The organism is Promineifilum sp. (SeqCode) (assembly GCF_041918635.1).
Taxonomy (GTDB): Bacteria; Chloroflexota; Anaerolineae; order Promineifilales; family Promineifilaceae; genus Promineifilum.
Genome location: NZ_JAYRVJ010000414.1, coordinates 1 through 17,285, shown reverse-complemented (window position 1 = coordinate 17,285; position 17,285 = coordinate 1). Strand labels below are relative to the sequence as shown.

Genomic DNA, 17,285 nt, shown 5'->3' with positions numbered 1-17,285 from the left:
GGACGTGCGCACCGTACGCGTCGAGAATTCAGTGCGCCAATATGTCGTCAACATCTGCCGGGCCACCCGGCGGCACGAGGACATCCTGCTGGGGGCCAGCCCGCGGGCAACGATGGCCCTTTACCGCACCGCCCAGGCGCGGGCGGCCATCGAGGGGCGCGACTTCGTCATCCCCGACGATGTGAAGCAGATGGCCCCCCACGTGCTAACCCACCGGCTGGTGGTTAACCCGCAGACCCGCCTGCGCGGGCGCACGCCGGAAGACGTGGCCCGTGAGGTGGTGAACACCGTGCCCGTCCCTGTTGAAAGAGACCTGACAGGTGGTGTTGCGACGCAACCCGGCGTCGCCGCGACGCCGACACCTGTCAGGTCTGGGTAAGCCATGCCCGAAAGCATCCACGATCTCCAGCTCGTCGTCCGCGAGAACCAGCGGGAGGCCATGCGCCAGGCGCGGCAAAACCTGATGCTGGCCGCGGCGACGGGCAAGGGGATGGACATGGCCGACGTGGCGCAGGCGCGCGGCCTGGTCTTGCGCGAGCGCGAGAATAGCATCTTCAGCGATGCCTGGGTTCCGCTGGCCGCCCTGTTCGTCCTCATCGGCCTGGCCGCCGGGCGCAATGCCGGCTTCATCGCGCTGGGCATCGCCCTGCTGCTCATCGTGGCCGTCAGCACCCTCTGGAAGAATCTGTCGCTGTTCGGCGTCGCCTATGAGCGGCGCTTCGACCGCACGCGCGTCTTCCCCGGCGAGCCGGTCGAGATGACGGTGACGATGCAGAACGACAAGCTGCTGCCCCTTACCTGGCTGCGCTTCCGCGACAACCTGCCCGTGCCCCCCGACGCGGCCGATTCGCTGGTGAACCTGACCAGCGAACTGGTCGGCGACTTCACCTACCAGAATATTTTCTCCATGCAGAGCCACGAGCGCGTAGAGCGCACGACCACCCTGCGCTTCCCGGTGCGCGGCTATTACAAGATCGGCCCGGTCATCTACGAGTCGGGCGACATCTTCACCCTGTTCACCATCGAGCGCGAGCACGCCTACATCGACCGGCTGGTCGTCTACCCGCAGATTTGGCCGTTGGACGAGTTGGGACTGCCACCCAAGGAGCCGTTCGGCGAGTTGCGCGTGCGCCAGAGCCTCTTCACCGACCCCATCCGCACCCGTGGCATCCGCGACTACAGCCCGCAAGACCGCTTCCGCGACGTGCACTGGAAGGCGTCGGCGCGACGCGGCCATTTGCAGACAAAGGTCTATGACCCCTCGACCGGCATGACGATGGCCGTCTTCCTCAACGTCGCCACCTTCGCCCGCCATTGGATGGGCTTCGACCCCGACCTGCTGGAGCGGGCGGTCAGCGTGGCCGCCTCCATCTGCAACTACGGCGTGCAACAGGGCTGGGGCGTCGGCGTCTACGCCAACGGGGCCGTGCCCAATTCCGACCAGCCCATTCGCGTGCCGCCGGGACGCGCGCCAGATCAACTGGGGAACGTGCTAGAGGCGCTGGCCGTGGTGACCGAGTTCGCCACCGGCTCCATCAGCAACATGCTGCTACGCGAAAGCCCGCAACTGCCCTGGGTCTCTACCGTCGTGCTGGTGACGGCCGTCGTCACCGACGAGATTCTCATCGCCCTGTTGCGGCTGCACGAGGCGGGGCGGCGGGTGGTGCTCATCGCTCTGGGCGACGAGCCGCCGCCCCATGTGGCGACCGGCCGGCTGGAGACCATCCTCACCTACCACATCCCTTCGACCGCCCCCGCCTTCCAGGCCGGCCGCCGCAGCGCGACGGCAACCCAGGCCGCGTTGAGCAGCATCCCGACGCCCGAGCCGGTGCAACTGGAACTGGAGGCGGTCGAATGAACGCCGCGCCTCTGGCCACGCGGCGCGGGCTGGCTGCCCCGGCAGCCACCCTCTGGGGCTACATCCGGCACGAACTGCTCTTCCTGTGCTTCGCCCTGATGGAGATCGCTCTGTTGACGCCGGTCGTGCTGGTCGGTCTGGGCTGGGCGCGCTATTGGCCGGCGGGGCAGGTCGCCCTGTGGCTGCTGCTGATCATGCTGCTGCCGCTCAATCTGGCCCGGCTGATGGCGCTGCTCCAGTTCGACCTCAAGCGGCAGCGCCGCGTCCTCATGGCGGCCCTGCTGCTCGTGGTGCTACTCAGTTGGCGGCAACTGCTCTACACGCCGGCCGGGCCGTTTGACCTCGCCTGGTTGGGCCAATTCGCGTCCAACCTGGCCGAAGTGGGTAATCTGGTCTGGGCGCGCGACCTGTCCATCTTCATCCTGACGGCGTTTGTCTGGTGGCGGGGCATCCGGCTGGCTACGCGCCTCCCGGAGATCAACAACGTCGGCCTGCGCTTGCGGCTGGGCGGCCTCATCATCGCCCCGCTGCTGGTCTGGTTCACATCCGCCTTCCTGGAGACGAGCATCGTGCCCTTCCTGCTCCTCTTCTTTCTGGCCGCACTGACGGCGGTGGCTCTGGTGCGGGCGGAAAACATCGAGCAGGAGCAGCGCGGCACGGCAGCGACGCTCAACGCGCGCTGGTTCACAGCTGTCTTCGGCGCGGGGCTGCTGACCATCCTGGCCGCCGGGCTGCTGGCGGTCTTCCTGAGCGGCGACTCGCTCTTCACCCTCTTCGGTTGGTTTTCGCCCCTGTGGCGGGCGCTCCAGTTTGGCGGGGTGGTGGTGCTCTCGACGCTCTTCAAGCTGACCTCGCCGGCGCTCGACCTGCTGGCCGTCATCGTTCAATTCCTCGGCGAGATACTGGTCGCCCTCATGGGCCAGATCGGCGAAGGCTTCCGCGCGTTGGGCCTGGGCAACGCGCCACCCATGCCCGCGTTGCAGACGCCGACGGGCACGCCGGAGCTAGACGGGCCGGGGCTGACCGGCCGGGCGACGACGGTGCTCATCATGCTCGGTCTGATCGCTCTGGTGGCGCTGGCGCTGGCCCGCGCCTACCGCCAGGCGACCTTCGCCGCGCGTGACAGCCAGCGCAGCCACGTGGCCCGGGATGAGGAAGATGAGGAGCCGGGGCTAGGCCGGCGGTTGCTGGAACGGCTGGGCTTGCTGGGGCAGTGGCGGGCGGCGGCGTCCATCCGGCGCATCTACCGGCTCATGTGCCGCGCCGCGGCCGCCGCCGGCTACCCGCGCCTGGAGGCCGAGACGCCCTACGAGTACCTGCCGACGCTGGGCCAGGTGTGGCCGGAGTACGCGGCCGAGGCGCGGCTGATCACCGAGGCGTTCGTCCGCATCCGCTATGGTGAACTGCCGGAGACAAGCGAGGAACTGGAGCAGATTCGCCAGGCCTGGCGGCGGCTGGAAGGGACTACCCCGCACCGGCGCGACGCGCCGGCCGAAGGGCCGACGCTCGCCAAGCGGGAATAGATTCAGCCGCGCTTCAGGCTATCTCCCAGATCGCTCTGCGTCCCGTCCGTCGCATCCACGGCTAACGGCTGGCCGCCCAATTCGCGAATGACGGCGGCGATGAAGGCATTCTCCCCCGCGCCATACTCGAACAGCAGGGCAGAGGAGCCGGGTGGAAGCCGGTCGACGACCGACCGCGCGCTATCGGCGTCAATGCGCAGATCGGGGGCCATCCCCATCAGCGCGCCCGGCTGGCTGCCCAACAGGCTACCGCCCTGGTGGCTGCTGACCATCGTGTTCAGCACCGGCCCGGTCGCGCCGCCGGCCACGGTGTCGCCCGGCTCGGCGGTGAACTTGCGCTCTTTGTGTACCGTGATCTGGCCGTCGGCATCCTTGACGGCGACGATCGCGCCGTTGAGGTTGAGGCGGTGCGCTTTGTGCAGGCTCTCCAGTTGGGAGAGCGCCTCGGCAGCTTTCGTGGGGTCGTTGAAGGTAACGGTGATGGTATTGCTCATGGACTGTCACCTCCGAAAGAAATTTACCGCGGCGGCTCGACCGGCCGCGGCCTTTTCATTATAGCGGCTATCCCCACATTATCGTGTTGCCCTTCACCATACTCTGCGCGCCTCCTAACGTATACCCTGCCGGGTCGCTAACGCGCCGGCCCGGCCATCGCGGTTTCAGCGACCTCTTCTCCAGCCCGGCCGTTCCCGCGTCCTGTTTCCTCTTGTGGCAGCACAGGGCGCTGCTGGGCTGTGGCTTCTTGTCGCGCTACCGCCGCTTGCATGAACGCCGCGAACAGTGGGTGCGGCCGGTTGGGGCGGCTCTTGAACTCCGGGTGGAACTGGCTGCCCAGCATGAAAGGGTGGTCGCGCAGTTCGGCGATCTCCACCAGCCGGCCGTTGGGCGACAGGCCGCTCAGCACCAGCCCGCCCCGCCCCAGCACGTCCCGGTAGGCGTTGTTGAACTCCCAGCGGTGACGGTGGCGCTCCGATATCTCGTCCGCGCCGTAGGCGGCGTGAGCCTTTGTACCGGGGACGAGGTGCGCCGGATAGGCTCCCAGCCGCATCGTGCCGCCCATGTCGGTTAATTCGTGCTGGTCGGGCATCAGGCTGATGACCGGGTGCTCGCAATTGCGGTCGAACTCGGTGCTGTTGGCCTCATCCGTCCGCAACACGGCGCGGGCCAACTCGATGCACATCACCTGCATGCCCAGGCACAACCCCAGGTAGGGAACCTTGTTCTCGCGCGCCCAGCGGGCGGCCATGATCTTGCCCTCGATGCCCCGCTCGCCAAAGCCGCCGGGCACGACGATGCCGCTGACGTCCGCCAACTGCTCCCATGCCTTGCCCCGCTCCAGGTCGGCCGAGTGAATCCACTCGATCTCCACCTGCCGGTTGTGGGCGCTGCCGGCGTGGTAGAGCGCCTCGCGGACGCTCATGTAGGCGTCGTGGAACTCGACGTACTTGCCTACCAAACCGATCTTGATTGCCGGCTTGGGCCGGCGCATCTCGGCGATCATCGCCGCCCATTCGCCCAGGTCGGGCATGACGGTCTGGGTCAGCCCCAACCGTTCAGTCACGAAGTTCGCCAGGGGCGTCTCCTCCAGCAACAGCGGGATGTTATAGAGGATGTCGCTGGTCACGGCCGGGATGACCGCCTCGCGCGGCACGTCGCAGAAGAGGGCGATCTTGTTGAGATGTTCTTCCGGGATGGGATAGTCGGCGCGGGCGACGATTACGTCGGGCTGGATGCCGATGCCGCGCAACTCGCGCACGCTGTGCTGCGTCGGCTTGGTCTTCAACTCGCGGCTGGCCCCGATGTAGGGCAGATAGGTGACGTGGACGTAGAGCGTGTTCTCCCGGCCGACGTCGGAGCGCATCTGGCGCAGCGCCTCCAGGAAGGGCAAGCTCTCGATGTCGCCGACCGTGCCGCCCACCTCAATCAGCACGATCTCGGCCCCGCTCTTGCTGGCGACGAGGGAGATGCAGCGCTTGATCTCATTGGTGATATGGGGAATGACCTGAATAGTGCCGCCCAGGTAGTCGCCGCGCCGCTCGCGGGCGATGACCTCGGCGTAGACCTTGCCGGTGGTCACGTTTGACGCCTGGTTCAGGTTGATGTCGATGAAACGCTCGTAGTGGCCCAGGTCGAGATCCGTCTCGGCCCCGTCGTCGGTGACGAAGACCTCGCCGTGCTGGTAAGGCGACATCGTGCCCGGATCGACGTTGATGTACGGGTCCAGCTTTTGCGCCGTCACGGAGAAGCCGCGCGCCTTCAGCAACCGGCCCAGCGCCGCGGCCGTGACGCCCTTGCCTACGGAACTGACCACGCCCCCGGTGAAGAATATGTACTTGGTCATGGTGACAATACCCCCTAAAACGAAAAGTGGGGCATGTTATCTTGGGATACATGCCCCACCACCTTCGGTTACCCTATGTCTGTGCGCGGATCGCCTCGTTGCATACCGGCCTCTCGACGGGGCAAAGCATAGCACATCGGGCTACCGGGCGCAAGCGCATTAGAGACCCGCCAGGTCGGCGGCCACAGCTTCCGTTCGCGCGAGAAAGCACTTTTCGCTGCCCACCTGTCAGGTCTGGACGCCCTTGATACAATCGTTCTGCAGGCAGGTTTCTCAGATACACCAGCAAGTGAGCACGATAGCTGCCCGCAATTCCCAAATCTACGAGGCCCAACATGATGCTAGATTTCACTGGCAAGAACGTTCTCATCACCGGCTCCTCGCGCGGCATCGGCCGCGCCATCGCCCAACTGTTCGCGGAACAGGGGGCGCGGGTGGCCGTCCACTATCACCACAACCGCGCCGCGGCGGAAGAGACAGTGGCCGCGCTGTCCGGCGGGCCGCATGCGCTGGTACAGGGCGACATCGCCGATCCGGCGGCCGTGGCGGCGCTGGTGGATGACGCGGTCGCGCAACTGGGCCGGCTCGACATCCTCGTCAATAATGCCGGCATCTATGAAGATCATCCCCTGGCCGACGTCTCCTACGAGGAGTGGCAGCGCAGTTGGGCGGCGGTCATGGGGGCCAACGTCTTCGGCGCGGCCAACGCCTGCTACTGCGCGGCGCGGCACATGATCGCGCAAGGCGGCGGCCGCATCGTCAACGTCTCCTCGCGCGGGGCCTTCCGCGGCGAGCCAACCGGCCCGGCCTATGGGGCCAGCAAGGCGGCGCTGAACGCCATGAGCCAGTCGTTGGCGAAGTACCTGGCCCCCTACCATATCTCCGTCGGCGTGGTCGCCCCCGGCTTTGTGCAGACGGACATGGCCCGCGAGGCCCTAACCGGCGAGCGCGGCGAGGAGATTCGGCGGCAAAGTCCGTTCAATCGTGTCGCCAAGCCCGAAGAAGTGGCCTACGCAGTGCTATTCCTCGCGTCCGAGGGAGCGGAGTTCATGACCGGGGCTATCATTGACGTCAACGGCGCTTCCTATTTGCGGACGTAGGAAGAAGATCTCACGCAAAGAGCGCAAAGGACGCCAAGAACGCTAAGAAGAATTCTTTTTCTTTGCGTTCTTGGCGTCCTTTGCGCTCTTTGCGTGAGCCTCTTTATCTCTTACGCACTGTAACTAAGGCTACGCCGAGGACGACCAGCGCCCCACCCACCAGGCTCAACGTCGAGGGCGCGACGCCAAACAGCAGCAGCGCCCACAGGATGGTCACCACCGGGCTGAGGGTCAGGATAATGGTATGGATGCTCATTGGCATCCGGCGCAGCGACAGGTAGTAGAGCGCCCGGCTGATGACCACGTCCACCGACCCGGCGACGAAAGCCAGCAGCCAGCCCATGCCGCTCGGCCAGACGAGTTGACCGCGGGCAGCGGCGAAAGCGAACAGGAAGAACGCCGTGGTTGCTATACGAAAGAGGAAGAAGTTGCCGAAGTCGATCCCTTCCCCATGCCGCTTGACCACGGCCGTGTGCAGCGCGTAGAGAAAGGTCGAGAGCAGCACCAGCAGCGAGCCGAGCCGCAGATACTCCCCCGGCTGGAAGCTGACGATAAAGACGCCGATTAGCGCCAGCAGCGCTCCCAGTACCTCGCCCCGCCGTAGCCGCTCGCGCAGCCAGAACAGGCTGAGTCCCAGGGCGAAAAGCACCGACGTCTTGCTCAGCAGTGAGGCCGCGCCGGGATCGATGAAGGCCACCGCGGCGTAGTTGATGACGGTCGAGGCCGCCACCAGCAGGCCAACCACGATGAAAAAACGCCAGTGGCGGCGAAAGATCGCCGGGCGCACATCGCCGCGCGCCGCCTGGAAGACGCCCACCTGCGCCGCGCCCACGGCCAGCACCAGAAACGACGACATCTCCGGCGGCAGGTGGGGCAGCAGGGCGCGGGCGAAGACGAAGTGCAGGCTATCGACGATGAGCAGCGCCATGAACAGCAGCGGCATGTTGGCGGCCAGGCCCGCCGGCCGCGCCTCGGTCGCCGGCGGGGTCACGGGGCGGCGACCGGCTCCACCACCTGGGCGGCGTCGCCGATGCGGATGATCCCCGGCGTCAGCACGCGCGCGTAGGCCCGCGACCAGCCGGGGTTCGTCCGCCCGGAGATGCGGTTGAAGTAGCTGTCGCGAAACGACTCCCGGATGGTCTCGCAGGGCGTGGCGTAGTGGGTGATCTCGATCTCCACCGTCTCGCCCAGGCGCAGCCGCAGGCCAGCCGCCACCCGCGACCAGTCCAGCCCGGCCAGCGTGACATTCTCGCCGGTGGAGCCGGGATAGATGGGATGCCCCTCGGCCTGGAGGGCCTGGATAAGTTCCAGCGAGTAGAGGGAGAGCGCTTTGTCCGGGCCGCCATGGTGGACTTTGTCATTGTGGTCGTCGCCGCGCAACCCCAAAAGGGTCACCTCAGCCGAGCGCAGCGGCAACTTGGGCACGCCGCCATCCGAGGCGTTGATCTGAAAGACGCGGGCTTGCCGGGAGGTATCGTCACTCATCGCTTGGTCTCCTGTGGGCGGGGAGTGTAGCGACAGATCGAAACAGCGTCAATCAGCGCAAAATCAGCGTCCCCTTCTTCGATCACGATGGCGCACGGCCTCGGCCGCGACGCGCATCGCCCCCAGCGTCACGCCGGCCGTCGATTGGCCGGGAAAGATCGAGTCGCCCACCAGCCACAGGTTAGGGATGCCCGTCTGCGGCCCGCGCGCGGCGAAGAGCGATCCCTGCGCAAAGCCGCCGACCATCCCGCCCGGCCGGCCGGTGTAGTACTGGAAGGTGACCGGTGTGCCGGGCAGACACAGCCGGATGGCGCGGCGCAGCCCGGGAATGGCCCGTTCGGCGGCGGTGATCAGCCGCTCGGCATACACCTCACGCCGCTCCTGGTAGGCGGCCTCGTCCGGCCCGTCGCGCAACCGCCACCAGGGCGCGATGTCCGTATGGGTGGAGAGTGTGGCCGCGCGCATACCGGGCGGGGCGCGACCGGGATCGCCAGCGGGTGCAAGCGACAGAAAGACAGAGTTGCCCTCTCCCAACGGCCGTGTCCCATCCGCAATGATCTGATGATGGTCGGGTGACCCAGCCGGTATGCAGTTCGCGTCCAGCCCCAGGTAGAGCGTGAACGCGCCCCAGGTCGGCTCCAGCCGTTGTACGTCGCGCCGCAGGCCCGGTGGCGCGTTGGCCCCCAACAGGTCGCGCAACCCCCAGGGCGTCACGTTCGCCAGCACGTAATCAGCGCTCAGGCTCAGCCCCTTGACGGTGTGGACAACCGCCGCCCGGCCGTCGCGCCCCACTTCAATGCGCTCCACCCGCTGGCGGTAGCGCACCTCGCCGCCGTTGGCCGCGATCCAGTCGGCCAGTGTACGCGCCAGCGAGCCAATGCCGCCGCGCACGTGGTTGACGCCGCGCCGCGGCAGATCGAGCGCCGCGCTGCCGTAGAGCGCGCCAGCCCGATCGGCTGTGGTCTGGGCGGAGATGAGCAGTTGGCCGTCGAGAAAGAGCCGAAAGAGCGGGTCGTCATCCGCCGCCAAATCGCCCACCGTGCGGCCCAGGTAGGGCAACGCGCGCAACGTCCGCGGGCGCAGCGCCGCGGCCAGCGTCGTCAGATCGGCCGCCGACCGGGGCGGCCAGGGAAACGGTCGGGAGGAGATGTCCCAGGAGAGGTCGGCCAGGCGCTCCTGGACGCGCCAGAAAGGCTCGGCCGTGGGGAAAGCGCGCCGCCGCTCCGCCCGCCAGGCCCCCCGGTCTGCCCACTGCGTCACCATCCGACCGTCGGGCAGATGGACGATCCATGCCGGATCGACCGGTGTAATGGGCCATTCCAGCCCCAGCGCCTCGGCCACGCGGGCGTGCGGCCCACCGGGCGCAAAACCGCCGGCCAGCGACGCCCCGGCGTCAAAGCGGTACTTCTGGTGATAGAAGGTTCCGGCGCTGCCGCCCGGGTAGACGTGGCCCTCCAGGACGGTGACGCGGTGGCCGGCGCGCACCAGCAGGGCCGCCGCCGTCAGCCCGCCCACGCCCGCGCCGACGACAACCGTGTGAGGCGCGCCGCTCACGAACCACCCGACCAGCGCGCCGCCTTCTGGAGCCGGGCCACGCCGCGCCGCGTCAGCAGCTTGCGCATGGTGAACAGATAGAGCAACCCTGGTCGGGCGAAGAGCAGCCGGCTCGCCAGACCGCGCCAACCGGTGTGGTGCTCGTAGACGATGTGGTCATCCACGCGCGTGCGGCCGTCGCCCAGCGGCGTGAAGCGATGAGTGTGCCGCCAGGACTTCAGCGGGCCGCGCACCTGGGTATCGGTGAAGCCGAGCGCCGTCACGTCGCTATGCACGGCCTGCCAGCGCACAGGCATGGGGCCGAACCAGAGCGTGAAGCGCGCTACCGACCCCTCGGCCAGCGGCTCGAAGGCATGAACCTGGGCGACGATGGGCAGCGGCGTCAACTGCCGCAAGACGCCGGTGTCCCGGTGAAAGGCGGACACGTCCTCGACCGGCGCGTCAACGGTGAAACTGTGGCTGAATTCCGGCATGACAACTCTCACGGAAGCTCGCTCTATCGCTCTCAACTCCCCAGTAATTCTAGTAAACTGTCCATATTTTATCAATGTTTTATGGGCAAAATTTCACGAAGACGGGTCAGAGATTTCTGAGAGGATGAGGCGAGCCGTAGGGAGCGGTAGACCTGAAAGCTATAATCGGGCGCGTGAAGTCATTGTTGCGCAAAGGATGCCTCATCTTCCTCATCGTGATGGTCGTTGTGGCCGTATCGCCCTTCTTGTGGCGAGGGGCCGTGAAGCTCTACTACCATCGCGCCATCCTCGAGCCGGCGGACGTGCCGCCGCAAGGCGTGGCGATTGTGTTCGGCGCGGCGGTCTATGGCAATGGGCGTCTTAGTCCTATTCTGCGCGACCGGGTGGACACGGCCATCGCTCTCTATGAATCTGGCCAGGTGGCACGGATCATCATGAGCGGCGACAACCGGGCGCAGGACTACGACGAGCCAAGCGCCATGATGGCCTACGCCGTCGAGCAGGGCGTCGATCCGGCCGACGTAGTGACCGACCCGGCCGGCACGCGCACCTATAACACCTGCTACCGGGCGCGCCACATCTTCGAGGTGGAACAGGCGGTGTTGGTGACCCAGGCTTTCCACCTGCCGCGGGCGCTGATGACCTGCCAGGGGTTGGGGATTGACGTGGTGGGCGCGGTGGCCGACCAGCACCGCTATCGAGGAGCGCGGTGGTACGAACTGCGCGAGACAGCGGCCACGCTAATGGCCGCGTGGGACGTGGCGCGGCAAAACCCGCCGCCGGTGTCCCAGGCGGTCGATGATTCCAGGGTTAGCTGGCCGCTGCAGCTAACCGAAGGGAACTAGCCGCGGCCAACCCCGATAGGGCGGCCCCTTCCACGCGCGGCCCATCGAACGCATCGCCGGCGAAGATGAGCGGCGTCGCCAGGCTGCTGTGCAGGCAGCGGCCCGGATAGGTGGTCAGCGGCACGGCGTGGCGCCAGCGATGCAGCGTCGCGGCGCGCACACTGCTCTCCAGCTTGTTCCCCTCCACGGCCACCAACGCCCGTAACTCGTCCAGCATCCAATCCAGCACCGCCTCGTCGCTCTCTTCCCAGCGGGCGGCGCTGGCCGACGGGCCGGCGTGGACGGTCAGAACGGAGCCGCCGGGCGAGATGCCCTTGCGCCGGTTGTCGGCAATCCAGCTAATCGGCTGATCCGGCCGTTGCAAGGCCCCAGGCTCGGGCAGCGCCACTTCGCGCGCCACTTCAAACAGACCACACAAGCACGGGCCAAAACGGATCGCCTCCAGCATCACCCGCTCGGCGGCCGGCAACGCCACGCCGCCCGCGTCGAGCAGCGCCAGTGATTGGGGCGCGGGTGGGGTCAGGATGAGCGCCCGGCCGGCGCAGGTCACGCCGTTCTCGTCGGTCGCCAGCCAGCCGCCATCCGTTGGGGCCACGGAGATGAGGCGCGTGGACGGTCGCAGAGATAACCCTTCGGCCAAATGGGCCGCCAGCACACCGAACCCGTCGCTCGCGGCGTAGCGGGGATAGCCGTCGGGCCGGGAGGTCAGCAGCGAGCCATCGGCCCACCCGCGCGACCACTCGTAGACCCAGCCGTTGGCCTTCCACGTCTCGACGAGACGGCTGAACACCGGCGTCCGTACGGTGAAGAACTGCGCCCCGATGTCGGCGCAGCCCTCGCCCAGAGGTCGCGTCGCCAGCCGCCCGCCCGGCCGCTCCCCTTCATCCAGGATGAGCGCGTCCAGCCCGGCGTCGCGCGCCTGCCGCGCGGCCATCAGGCCGGCCAGGCCCGCCCCGACGATAAGCACATCGACCACGAGGCCATCAGAAACGGTGATCGGCGCGCTCATACGTGGCGTTGCCGGATGACGAAGAAGGCCAGGATCGCCCCCAAAACGACGGCCGCGCCGATGAACAGCCATGAGGTGGTCACACGATTGCCCATCTCGGCCGGCGCAACCGTGGGCGTCGCCGCCGGCGCAGGCGAGGCGGCCAGAGCGAGCGTCACGACCTGTGGGGTGGCCGTGAGCGTGGGGGTGGCCGGTGTAGTTGGGGACGCGGCGGCCGTCGGCGACGCCGTAGCCGTTTCGGTAGCGGTTGGCGTCGCGCTGGCCTGTGGGGTTGAGGTAGCCGTCGGCGTCGCGGTCCGCGGCCGGCGGTCGGCGGTCGGCGTCACCGTCGGCGTCGCCAAGATCGCCCGCGTCGGATCGACCGTGGCGACGACCTGCGCCCGCGTGTCGCCCGCGCCGCTCTCCACCACGAATACCGGGGGGCCGCCGATGTCGCAGGCCGGCGAGCAACGCGCCCCGCCCAGGCGCACCTGGTAGTAACCTTTCAGCGCGCGCAGCGAGCGCTCCTCGCCCGTGGCCGAGACGAGTAGCGCCTCGTCGGTCAGCGCCGGCAGGCGCACCGTGACGGCGTCGGCCGTGCGCGCCCAGAGGATGCGCGTGATGCCCGCCGGCCGGCGGAACGTGAAGACATAGAAGTCGGACGTCGCCTGCCGCATGACCGGGTAGGTGAAGCCGCCCAGATAGCGGACGATGGTCTGATAGGCGTCGAAGGCCGGCCGCCGGCTGGCGTCCGGCCGCAGGATGCCGAACGACTCGCCGCCGGGTGGCAACAGTACGTCCAGCAGCTTGTAGACGCCCACGCGAGCCGTCCCCGCCCCATAGGCCAGCGCGTGCGCCTGCACCAGATACCACGCCTGCTGCTCCAGATCGACCTGGAAGCTCGGCCGCTCCACCGGCCAGAGTGGGTCAAGGTTGGGTGAGGCGTTGGTCTCGTTGATCCAGATCGGCTTGCGCAGGCCGAAGCGCTCCTGAATCGTCCACGTCTCCTCAACCAGCTGCTCCACCGTCTCGACGCGGAAGTAGATGTGCAGGGTGATCACGTCGAAGAAGTAGTTGTTGGCCGGCCCTTCCGGGTCGGCGGTCGCCACGTTCAGGAACTTGGCTAACCACTGCGGGTCGTGCCAGTACGACCAGCCGGCCAGGTGGATGACCGCCTGCGGGTCGTGCTCCTTGGCTACCAGGTAGGCGACCTTGAGTAGCCGGTAGTACTCAGCCGTCGTGCCGCTAAATTCGTGGCCGTAGACGCCGGGATCGATCTCCGGCTCGTTCCAGACGATCCAGTGGTGGACGCCTAACGGCGCGTAGTACTCCACCACGCGGCGAACGTAGTTGGCCCACAGGTTGTCGGGGTCGTCGATAGGCAAATCCAACCCGCGTGGCACACCGGAAAACGGCTCGCCATCGGTGGCCCAGGCGGGCGTGTTCTTCAGCAGGCCCATGACCATACGATCCTGAGCGCGCGCCTCGGTTAGCCACTCCTCCAGGACGTGGAGCGTGTTCCAATCTTCCGGGCCGGTCGGCTGGATTTCGTTCCAGTAGAACAGGATGCGATCCCAGCCGACGCCCAACTCGGCCGCCTCTGAGGGCTCCCAGAAGGATTCGATGACGCCGAAGCGGGGGTCGATCTCGTCGGTGGGCGTAGGCGTCGGACGTTCCGTCTGCGCCATGACAATGGAAACCGGCTGGGCCAATAACAAGAGCGCCAGCCCGACGAAGAGCAAGGTGTGTGTGCGATGAGTTTTATGCCGCATAGTGTCTGCCGTCAAAAGGCCAGGATGCCTGACCACAAAAGCGCGATTATAATGAATTTGGAGTGATTTCCCCAATTATGAACACACCCGCTCATAGCCAACCCCTCAAACTTCGCCCGGCGCAGGAGGACATCCTGGCCTATCGCGGCGGCCGCATGGCCGTCAGCGCCGTTCCCGGCAGCGGCAAGACGTTCACCCTGTCGCTGCTGGCCGCGCAACTGATCGCCGACGGCCAGGTAGACGCCGCCGCCGGCCAGCAAATTCTCGTGGTCACCTTTCTCAACGCCAGCGTGGACACCTTCCGGGCGCGCATCCGCCGCCGGCTGACGGAGATGGGGCTGCCCGACGCCGGCTACGACGTGCGCACACTGCACAGCCTGGCGCTGGAGATCGTGCGCTGGTCGGGCGACACGCTAAGCGAAGACCTGGCCGTGCTGGACGACGCCCAGAGCCGGCAATTGCTGGAGGCGTCGGTGGACGGCTGGATTAACGACAACGCCCGGCTGTGGGAGATGTTCCTGCCCGACTATGGCCAGGAGTACAGCCCGCAGATGATCGCCCGTTGGCGCGACATCACGGCGACGACGGCCGCGTCCTTCATCCGCGCCGCCAAGAACGAGCGCTACCGGCCGGAGGCTATTTTTGCGGCGTTACGGGCGGGGCAGAACCCTCTCCCCAGCCCTCTCCCACAGGGCGAGGGAGCAGAACCCCTTTACCCTACGGGAGAGGGCGCTTCCCCTCGCCCCGTGGGAGAGAATTCGGGAGAGGGCGTTCTCCCTCGCCCTGTGGGAGAGGGTTGGGGAGAGGGCGTTCCCCCTCGCCCTGTGGGAGAGGGCTGGGGAGAGGGCGAAATGAACGTGGCCCGCTCGCCGCTGATGCAGATGATGGCCGGTATCTACAGCCGCTACCAGACCACCCTGGCCCGGCAAGGCGGGCTGGACTACGACGACCTGATCTGGCACGCGGCCGATCGACTCGAGCACCGGCCCGATCTGGCCGAGAATCTACGCGCGCGCTGGCCCTACATCCTGGAGGACGAAGCCCAGGACAGCGTGCCCTTACAGGAAATCCTGCTGGAGCAGTTGACCGGCGCGAATGGCAACTGGGTGCGCGTCGGCGACCCGAACCAGGCCATCACCAGCACCTTCACCGCCGCCCACCCGCGCTTCTTTTCCCACTTCATCGACCGGCCGGACGTGGTTGCCCGGACGCTGCCCAACAGCGGGCGCTCCGCGCCCCTGATCATCGGCGCGGCCAACGCCATGCTGAACTGGGCGCTCGACCACCATCCCGTGCCCGAAGTCCGGCGCGACGCCTTCCGCCGCCAGGACATCCTGCCCGCGCCGCCCGGCGACAGCCAGCCCAACCCACCCGACAGCGAGGCCGAGATGCGCATCCGCGTCTACCGCCACCGCGAAGAGGAGGAATTGCCCAGTATCGCCCGGCTGGCCTGGGAGTACGCCCAGCAGAACCCCCACCACACGCTGGCCATTCTCGTCCCCACGCAGCAGGCAGGCTACGCCGTAGCCCGCCACCTGGACGCGCTGGACGCCGACTACGACAACCGGCTGCGCGGCAGCGGGCGGGAGCGCGAAGTTGCCGCGGCGCTCCACGCCGTGCTGGCCGTGCTGGCTAACCCGCTGGACGTGCGCGCTATCCAGTCGGCTGATCGGGGCCTGACCGAACTGCGCGAGACGGGGCCGCTCTACCAGCCCTTCCCCGGCGAGTCGGAGGACGCGGCGCGCTTCCAGGCGCTGCTGCGCAGCATCTACCGGCCGGAGTCCATTCTTTTCCCACGCGAGGAGGACTCACTGGCCGAGGCGCTGCCGGCCGGCGTGGCGACCGAGGAAGACGTGGCCCGCCTGGAACGGCTGGCTGGCTTCCTGCGCAGCAACTTCGACCTGCGCACGCTGCCGGTGGACGATCTGACGTTGTCGCTGGCCGACGCGCTGTTCGCGCCGCGGCCGGGCGCAGCCACCAACGGCGACGACGAGCAGGCGCAAGAACTCGACCTCGCTATCGCTTACCAGATCGCCAGCTTGCTGCGCCAGTGGCGGGAGGCGCAACCGGAGTGGCGCTTGCCCGAACTGGTGGCCCAGTTGCAACTCGTCGCCTCCGGCCGGCGCATGCTCAACGTCGTTCGCGCCGACGAGGGGTACGAGCCTCGCCCCGGCCGCATCTCGTTGACCACCCAGCACAGCGGCAAGGGGCTGGAGTGGGACGCCGTTTTCCTGGTCGGCATCGACGGCATGTGGATTCCGGGCAGTCTGGAAGCGCCCTTCCTGGGCGTCCACGACTTCCTGGGCGGCGACCCGCAGGCCGAGGCGACGGCGCAGTTGCACTACCTGATGCGCAGCGAGGCGGGCCTCTACCCCGACCGCACGGCGACCGAGTCAGCCCACATCGAGGTCATCTGCGAGCGGCTGCGGCTGCTCTACGTCGGTATCACCCGGGCGCGGCGCTATCTGCAGATCAGCCGCAGCCGGGCCACCCGCCGCCAGCGCGGCGAGCAGGAGACGGAGCCGGCGACGGTGTTGGGGGTGTTGTACCGCTATCTACAAGCGTTGGAGTAACTGGTTGCCCGCCAACGCGGGCAGCGTTCAAACAGGAGTGATCGATGACCTTCCCTTTCCTTGAAGAGAACGAGACATCCCGACGCCGGCTAGAAAGTTTTGTGCGCGGCCTGACCGATGAGCAGCTGACCCGGCCGACACCTTACGGCGGCACAGTCGCTGCCCTGCTGGCCCATCTAGCCTTCTGGGAGCGGCGCGTCCTGGTGCTGTTGCGCCGCTGGAAGGAGCAGGGCGTGGACGAGTCGCCGGTTGACCCGGATATGATCAATGACGCGCTTACGCCCTTCTTAACGGCGCTCGATCCGCGCGTGGCGGTTGAGCTTTGCCTGAATTCGGCCGCGGCCGTAGATGCCGAACTGGCGACGCTCACGCCCGAACTCGTAGCGGAAATCGAGGCCGCGCCCGTCTTCTTCCGCTTAAACCGCTCCTTGCATCGCGACGGTCATCTCAAGGACCTTGAGGCGATTCTACACTCATTAACGAATGGGTGAACAATCTGCGAATCTGCGTAGTCTGCGGATTCTTTACTCTTCGCACTCCCGCCCGCAGCCGTGCGTCCAGTGGTAGCCGTCGTGGGCGATGAGTTCGTCCGCCTCCGGCGGCCCCCACGTGCCGGACTCGTAGAAGTGGAGCGGCGGGGCGTGCTTCGACTCCCACCCTTCCAGGATAGGATCGATCAGTTCCCAGGCCAGTTCGATGGCGTCGCTGCGGGTGAAGAGCGAGGGATCCCCCTTGAGGATGTCCAGCAGCAGCCGCTCGTACGCTTCGGGAAT

15 protein-coding genes and 1 pseudogene are annotated in these 17,285 nt (G+C 67.3%); 7 read left to right on the top strand and 9 right to left on the bottom strand.

All coding sequences use genetic code 11. From position 1 onward, the window contains the following. The 3 genes from ACE3UY_RS12935 to ACE3UY_RS12925 form a co-directional block, all read left to right on the top strand. Window positions 1–379: AAA family ATPase (locus ACE3UY_RS12935; RefSeq protein WP_374687925.1), on the top strand; the 379-nt coding region annotated here is incomplete at its 5' end. A gap of 3 nt (window positions 380–382) precedes the next feature. Next, a complete protein-coding gene (locus ACE3UY_RS12930; RefSeq protein WP_374687924.1) occupies window positions 383–1,858 on the top strand; it encodes a DUF58 domain-containing protein in 1,476 nt (491 codons plus the stop codon). Further along, window positions 1,855–3,381: a DUF4129 domain-containing protein gene (locus ACE3UY_RS12925; RefSeq protein ID WP_374687923.1), complete on the top strand. Its 1,527-nt coding sequence runs from the start codon at window positions 1,855–1,857 to the stop codon at window positions 3,379–3,381. Before ACE3UY_RS12930 ends, ACE3UY_RS12925 begins: the two co-directional genes overlap by 4 nt. Window positions 3,382–3,383: 2 nt before the next feature. On the opposite strand, the gene ACE3UY_RS12920 is transcribed toward ACE3UY_RS12925, so the two are convergent. Beyond that, window positions 3,384–3,875, bottom strand: a complete 492-nt coding sequence (locus tag ACE3UY_RS12920) for a hypothetical protein (RefSeq protein ID WP_374687922.1) — start codon at window positions 3,873–3,875, stop codon at window positions 3,384–3,386. A 137-nt stretch (window positions 3,876–4,012) separates the two neighbouring features. Further along, window positions 4,013–5,722, bottom strand: coding sequence for a CTP synthase (locus ACE3UY_RS12915; RefSeq protein ID WP_374687921.1), 1,710 nt, complete (start codon window positions 5,720–5,722; stop codon window positions 4,013–4,015). Window positions 5,723–6,057: 335 nt separating this feature from the next. Between ACE3UY_RS12915 and ACE3UY_RS12910 the strand changes: the two genes are divergently transcribed. Continuing rightward, complete coding sequence (locus ACE3UY_RS12910; RefSeq protein ID WP_374687920.1) at window positions 6,058–6,822, top strand: SDR family NAD(P)-dependent oxidoreductase; 765 nt, start codon at window positions 6,058–6,060, stop codon at window positions 6,820–6,822. Between the two features lie 103 nt (window positions 6,823–6,925). Here the strand turns inward: ACE3UY_RS12910 and ACE3UY_RS12905 are convergent, their stop codons facing one another. The 4 genes from ACE3UY_RS12905 to ACE3UY_RS12890 all read right to left on the bottom strand — a co-directional run bounded on the left by ACE3UY_RS12905 (window position 6,926) and on the right by ACE3UY_RS12890 (window position 10,334). Continuing rightward, window positions 6,926–7,813: a DMT family transporter gene (locus ACE3UY_RS12905; RefSeq protein ID WP_374687919.1), complete on the bottom strand. Its 888-nt coding sequence runs from the start codon at window positions 7,811–7,813 to the stop codon at window positions 6,926–6,928. Further along, window positions 7,810–8,307 (bottom strand): MOSC domain-containing protein, encoded by a 498-nt coding sequence (locus ACE3UY_RS12900; RefSeq protein ID WP_374687918.1) that lies wholly within the window; start codon window positions 8,305–8,307, stop codon window positions 7,810–7,812. Before ACE3UY_RS12900 ends, ACE3UY_RS12905 begins: the two co-directional genes overlap by 4 nt. Before the next feature lie 63 nt (window positions 8,308–8,370). After that, window positions 8,371–9,861, bottom strand: a complete 1,491-nt coding sequence (locus ACE3UY_RS12895) for a phytoene desaturase family protein (RefSeq protein ID WP_374687917.1) — start codon at window positions 9,859–9,861, stop codon at window positions 8,371–8,373. Beyond that, on the bottom strand, window positions 9,858–10,334 hold the full coding sequence (locus ACE3UY_RS12890) for an SRPBCC family protein (protein WP_374687916.1): 477 nt from the start codon (window positions 10,332–10,334) through the stop codon (window positions 9,858–9,860). Before ACE3UY_RS12890 ends, ACE3UY_RS12895 begins: the two co-directional genes overlap by 4 nt. Window positions 10,335–10,519: 185 nt before the next feature. Between ACE3UY_RS12890 and ACE3UY_RS12885 the strand changes: the two genes are divergently transcribed. After that, window positions 10,520–11,179, top strand: a complete 660-nt coding sequence (locus tag ACE3UY_RS12885; RefSeq protein ID WP_374687915.1) for a vancomycin high temperature exclusion protein — start codon at window positions 10,520–10,522, stop codon at window positions 11,177–11,179. Here ACE3UY_RS12885 and ACE3UY_RS12880 read toward each other — a convergent pair. Next, window positions 11,145–12,188, bottom strand: coding sequence for an NAD(P)/FAD-dependent oxidoreductase (locus ACE3UY_RS12880; RefSeq protein WP_374687914.1), 1,044 nt, complete (start codon window positions 12,186–12,188; stop codon window positions 11,145–11,147). The two genes, ACE3UY_RS12885 and ACE3UY_RS12880, sit on opposite strands and share 35 nt — an antisense overlap. After that, window positions 12,185–13,939, bottom strand: a complete 1,755-nt coding sequence (locus tag ACE3UY_RS12875; protein WP_374687913.1) for a hypothetical protein — start codon at window positions 13,937–13,939, stop codon at window positions 12,185–12,187. The genes ACE3UY_RS12880 and ACE3UY_RS12875 overlap by 4 nt, the downstream gene beginning before the upstream one ends. Before the next feature lie 77 nt (window positions 13,940–14,016). On the opposite strand from ACE3UY_RS12875, the gene ACE3UY_RS12870 reads away from it, so the two are divergent. Both ACE3UY_RS12870 and ACE3UY_RS12865 read left to right on the top strand, forming a co-directional pair. After that, entirely contained in the window at window positions 14,017–16,512 is a 2,496-nt protein-coding gene (locus tag ACE3UY_RS12870; RefSeq protein ID WP_374687912.1) for an ATP-dependent helicase, read from the top strand. A gap of 44 nt (window positions 16,513–16,556) precedes the next feature. Then, on the top strand, window positions 16,557–17,003 hold the full coding sequence (locus ACE3UY_RS12865; protein WP_374687911.1) for a maleylpyruvate isomerase N-terminal domain-containing protein: 447 nt from the start codon (window positions 16,557–16,559) through the stop codon (window positions 17,001–17,003). 33 nt (window positions 17,004–17,036) lie between these two features. On the opposite strand, the pseudogene ACE3UY_RS12860 reads toward ACE3UY_RS12865, so the two are convergent. Then, a pseudogene (locus ACE3UY_RS12860) lies at window positions 17,037–17,285 on the bottom strand (glucose-6-phosphate dehydrogenase); the annotation flags it as partial.

What these genes read in the sequence shown, in the direction of transcription:
- ACE3UY_RS12915 (WP_374687921.1), bottom strand. Translation starts at nt 5,722, where the DNA reads ATGACCAAGTACATATTCTTCACCGGGGGCGTGGTCAGTTCCGTAGGC.
- ACE3UY_RS12875 (WP_374687913.1), bottom strand. Translation starts at nt 13,939, where the DNA reads ATGCGGCATAAAACTCATCGCACACACACCTTGCTCTTCGTCGGGCTG.
- ACE3UY_RS12930 (WP_374687924.1), top strand. Translation starts at nt 383, where the DNA reads ATGCCCGAAAGCATCCACGATCTCCAGCTCGTCGTCCGCGAGAACCAG.
- ACE3UY_RS12910 (WP_374687920.1), top strand. Translation starts at nt 6,058, where the DNA reads ATGATGCTAGATTTCACTGGCAAGAACGTTCTCATCACCGGCTCCTCG.
- ACE3UY_RS12880 (WP_374687914.1), bottom strand. Translation starts at nt 12,188, where the DNA reads ATGAGCGCGCCGATCACCGTTTCTGATGGCCTCGTGGTCGATGTGCTT.
- ACE3UY_RS12890 (WP_374687916.1), bottom strand. Translation starts at nt 10,334, where the DNA reads ATGCCGGAATTCAGCCACAGTTTCACCGTTGACGCGCCGGTCGAGGAC.
- ACE3UY_RS12920 (WP_374687922.1), bottom strand. Translation starts at nt 3,875, where the DNA reads ATGAGCAATACCATCACCGTTACCTTCAACGACCCCACGAAAGCTGCC.
- ACE3UY_RS12925 (WP_374687923.1), top strand. Translation starts at nt 1,855, where the DNA reads ATGAACGCCGCGCCTCTGGCCACGCGGCGCGGGCTGGCTGCCCCGGCA.
- ACE3UY_RS12900 (WP_374687918.1), bottom strand. Translation starts at nt 8,307, where the DNA reads ATGAGTGACGATACCTCCCGGCAAGCCCGCGTCTTTCAGATCAACGCC.
- ACE3UY_RS12870 (WP_374687912.1), top strand. Translation starts at nt 14,017, where the DNA reads ATGAACACACCCGCTCATAGCCAACCCCTCAAACTTCGCCCGGCGCAG.
- ACE3UY_RS12865 (WP_374687911.1), top strand. Translation starts at nt 16,557, where the DNA reads ATGACCTTCCCTTTCCTTGAAGAGAACGAGACATCCCGACGCCGGCTA.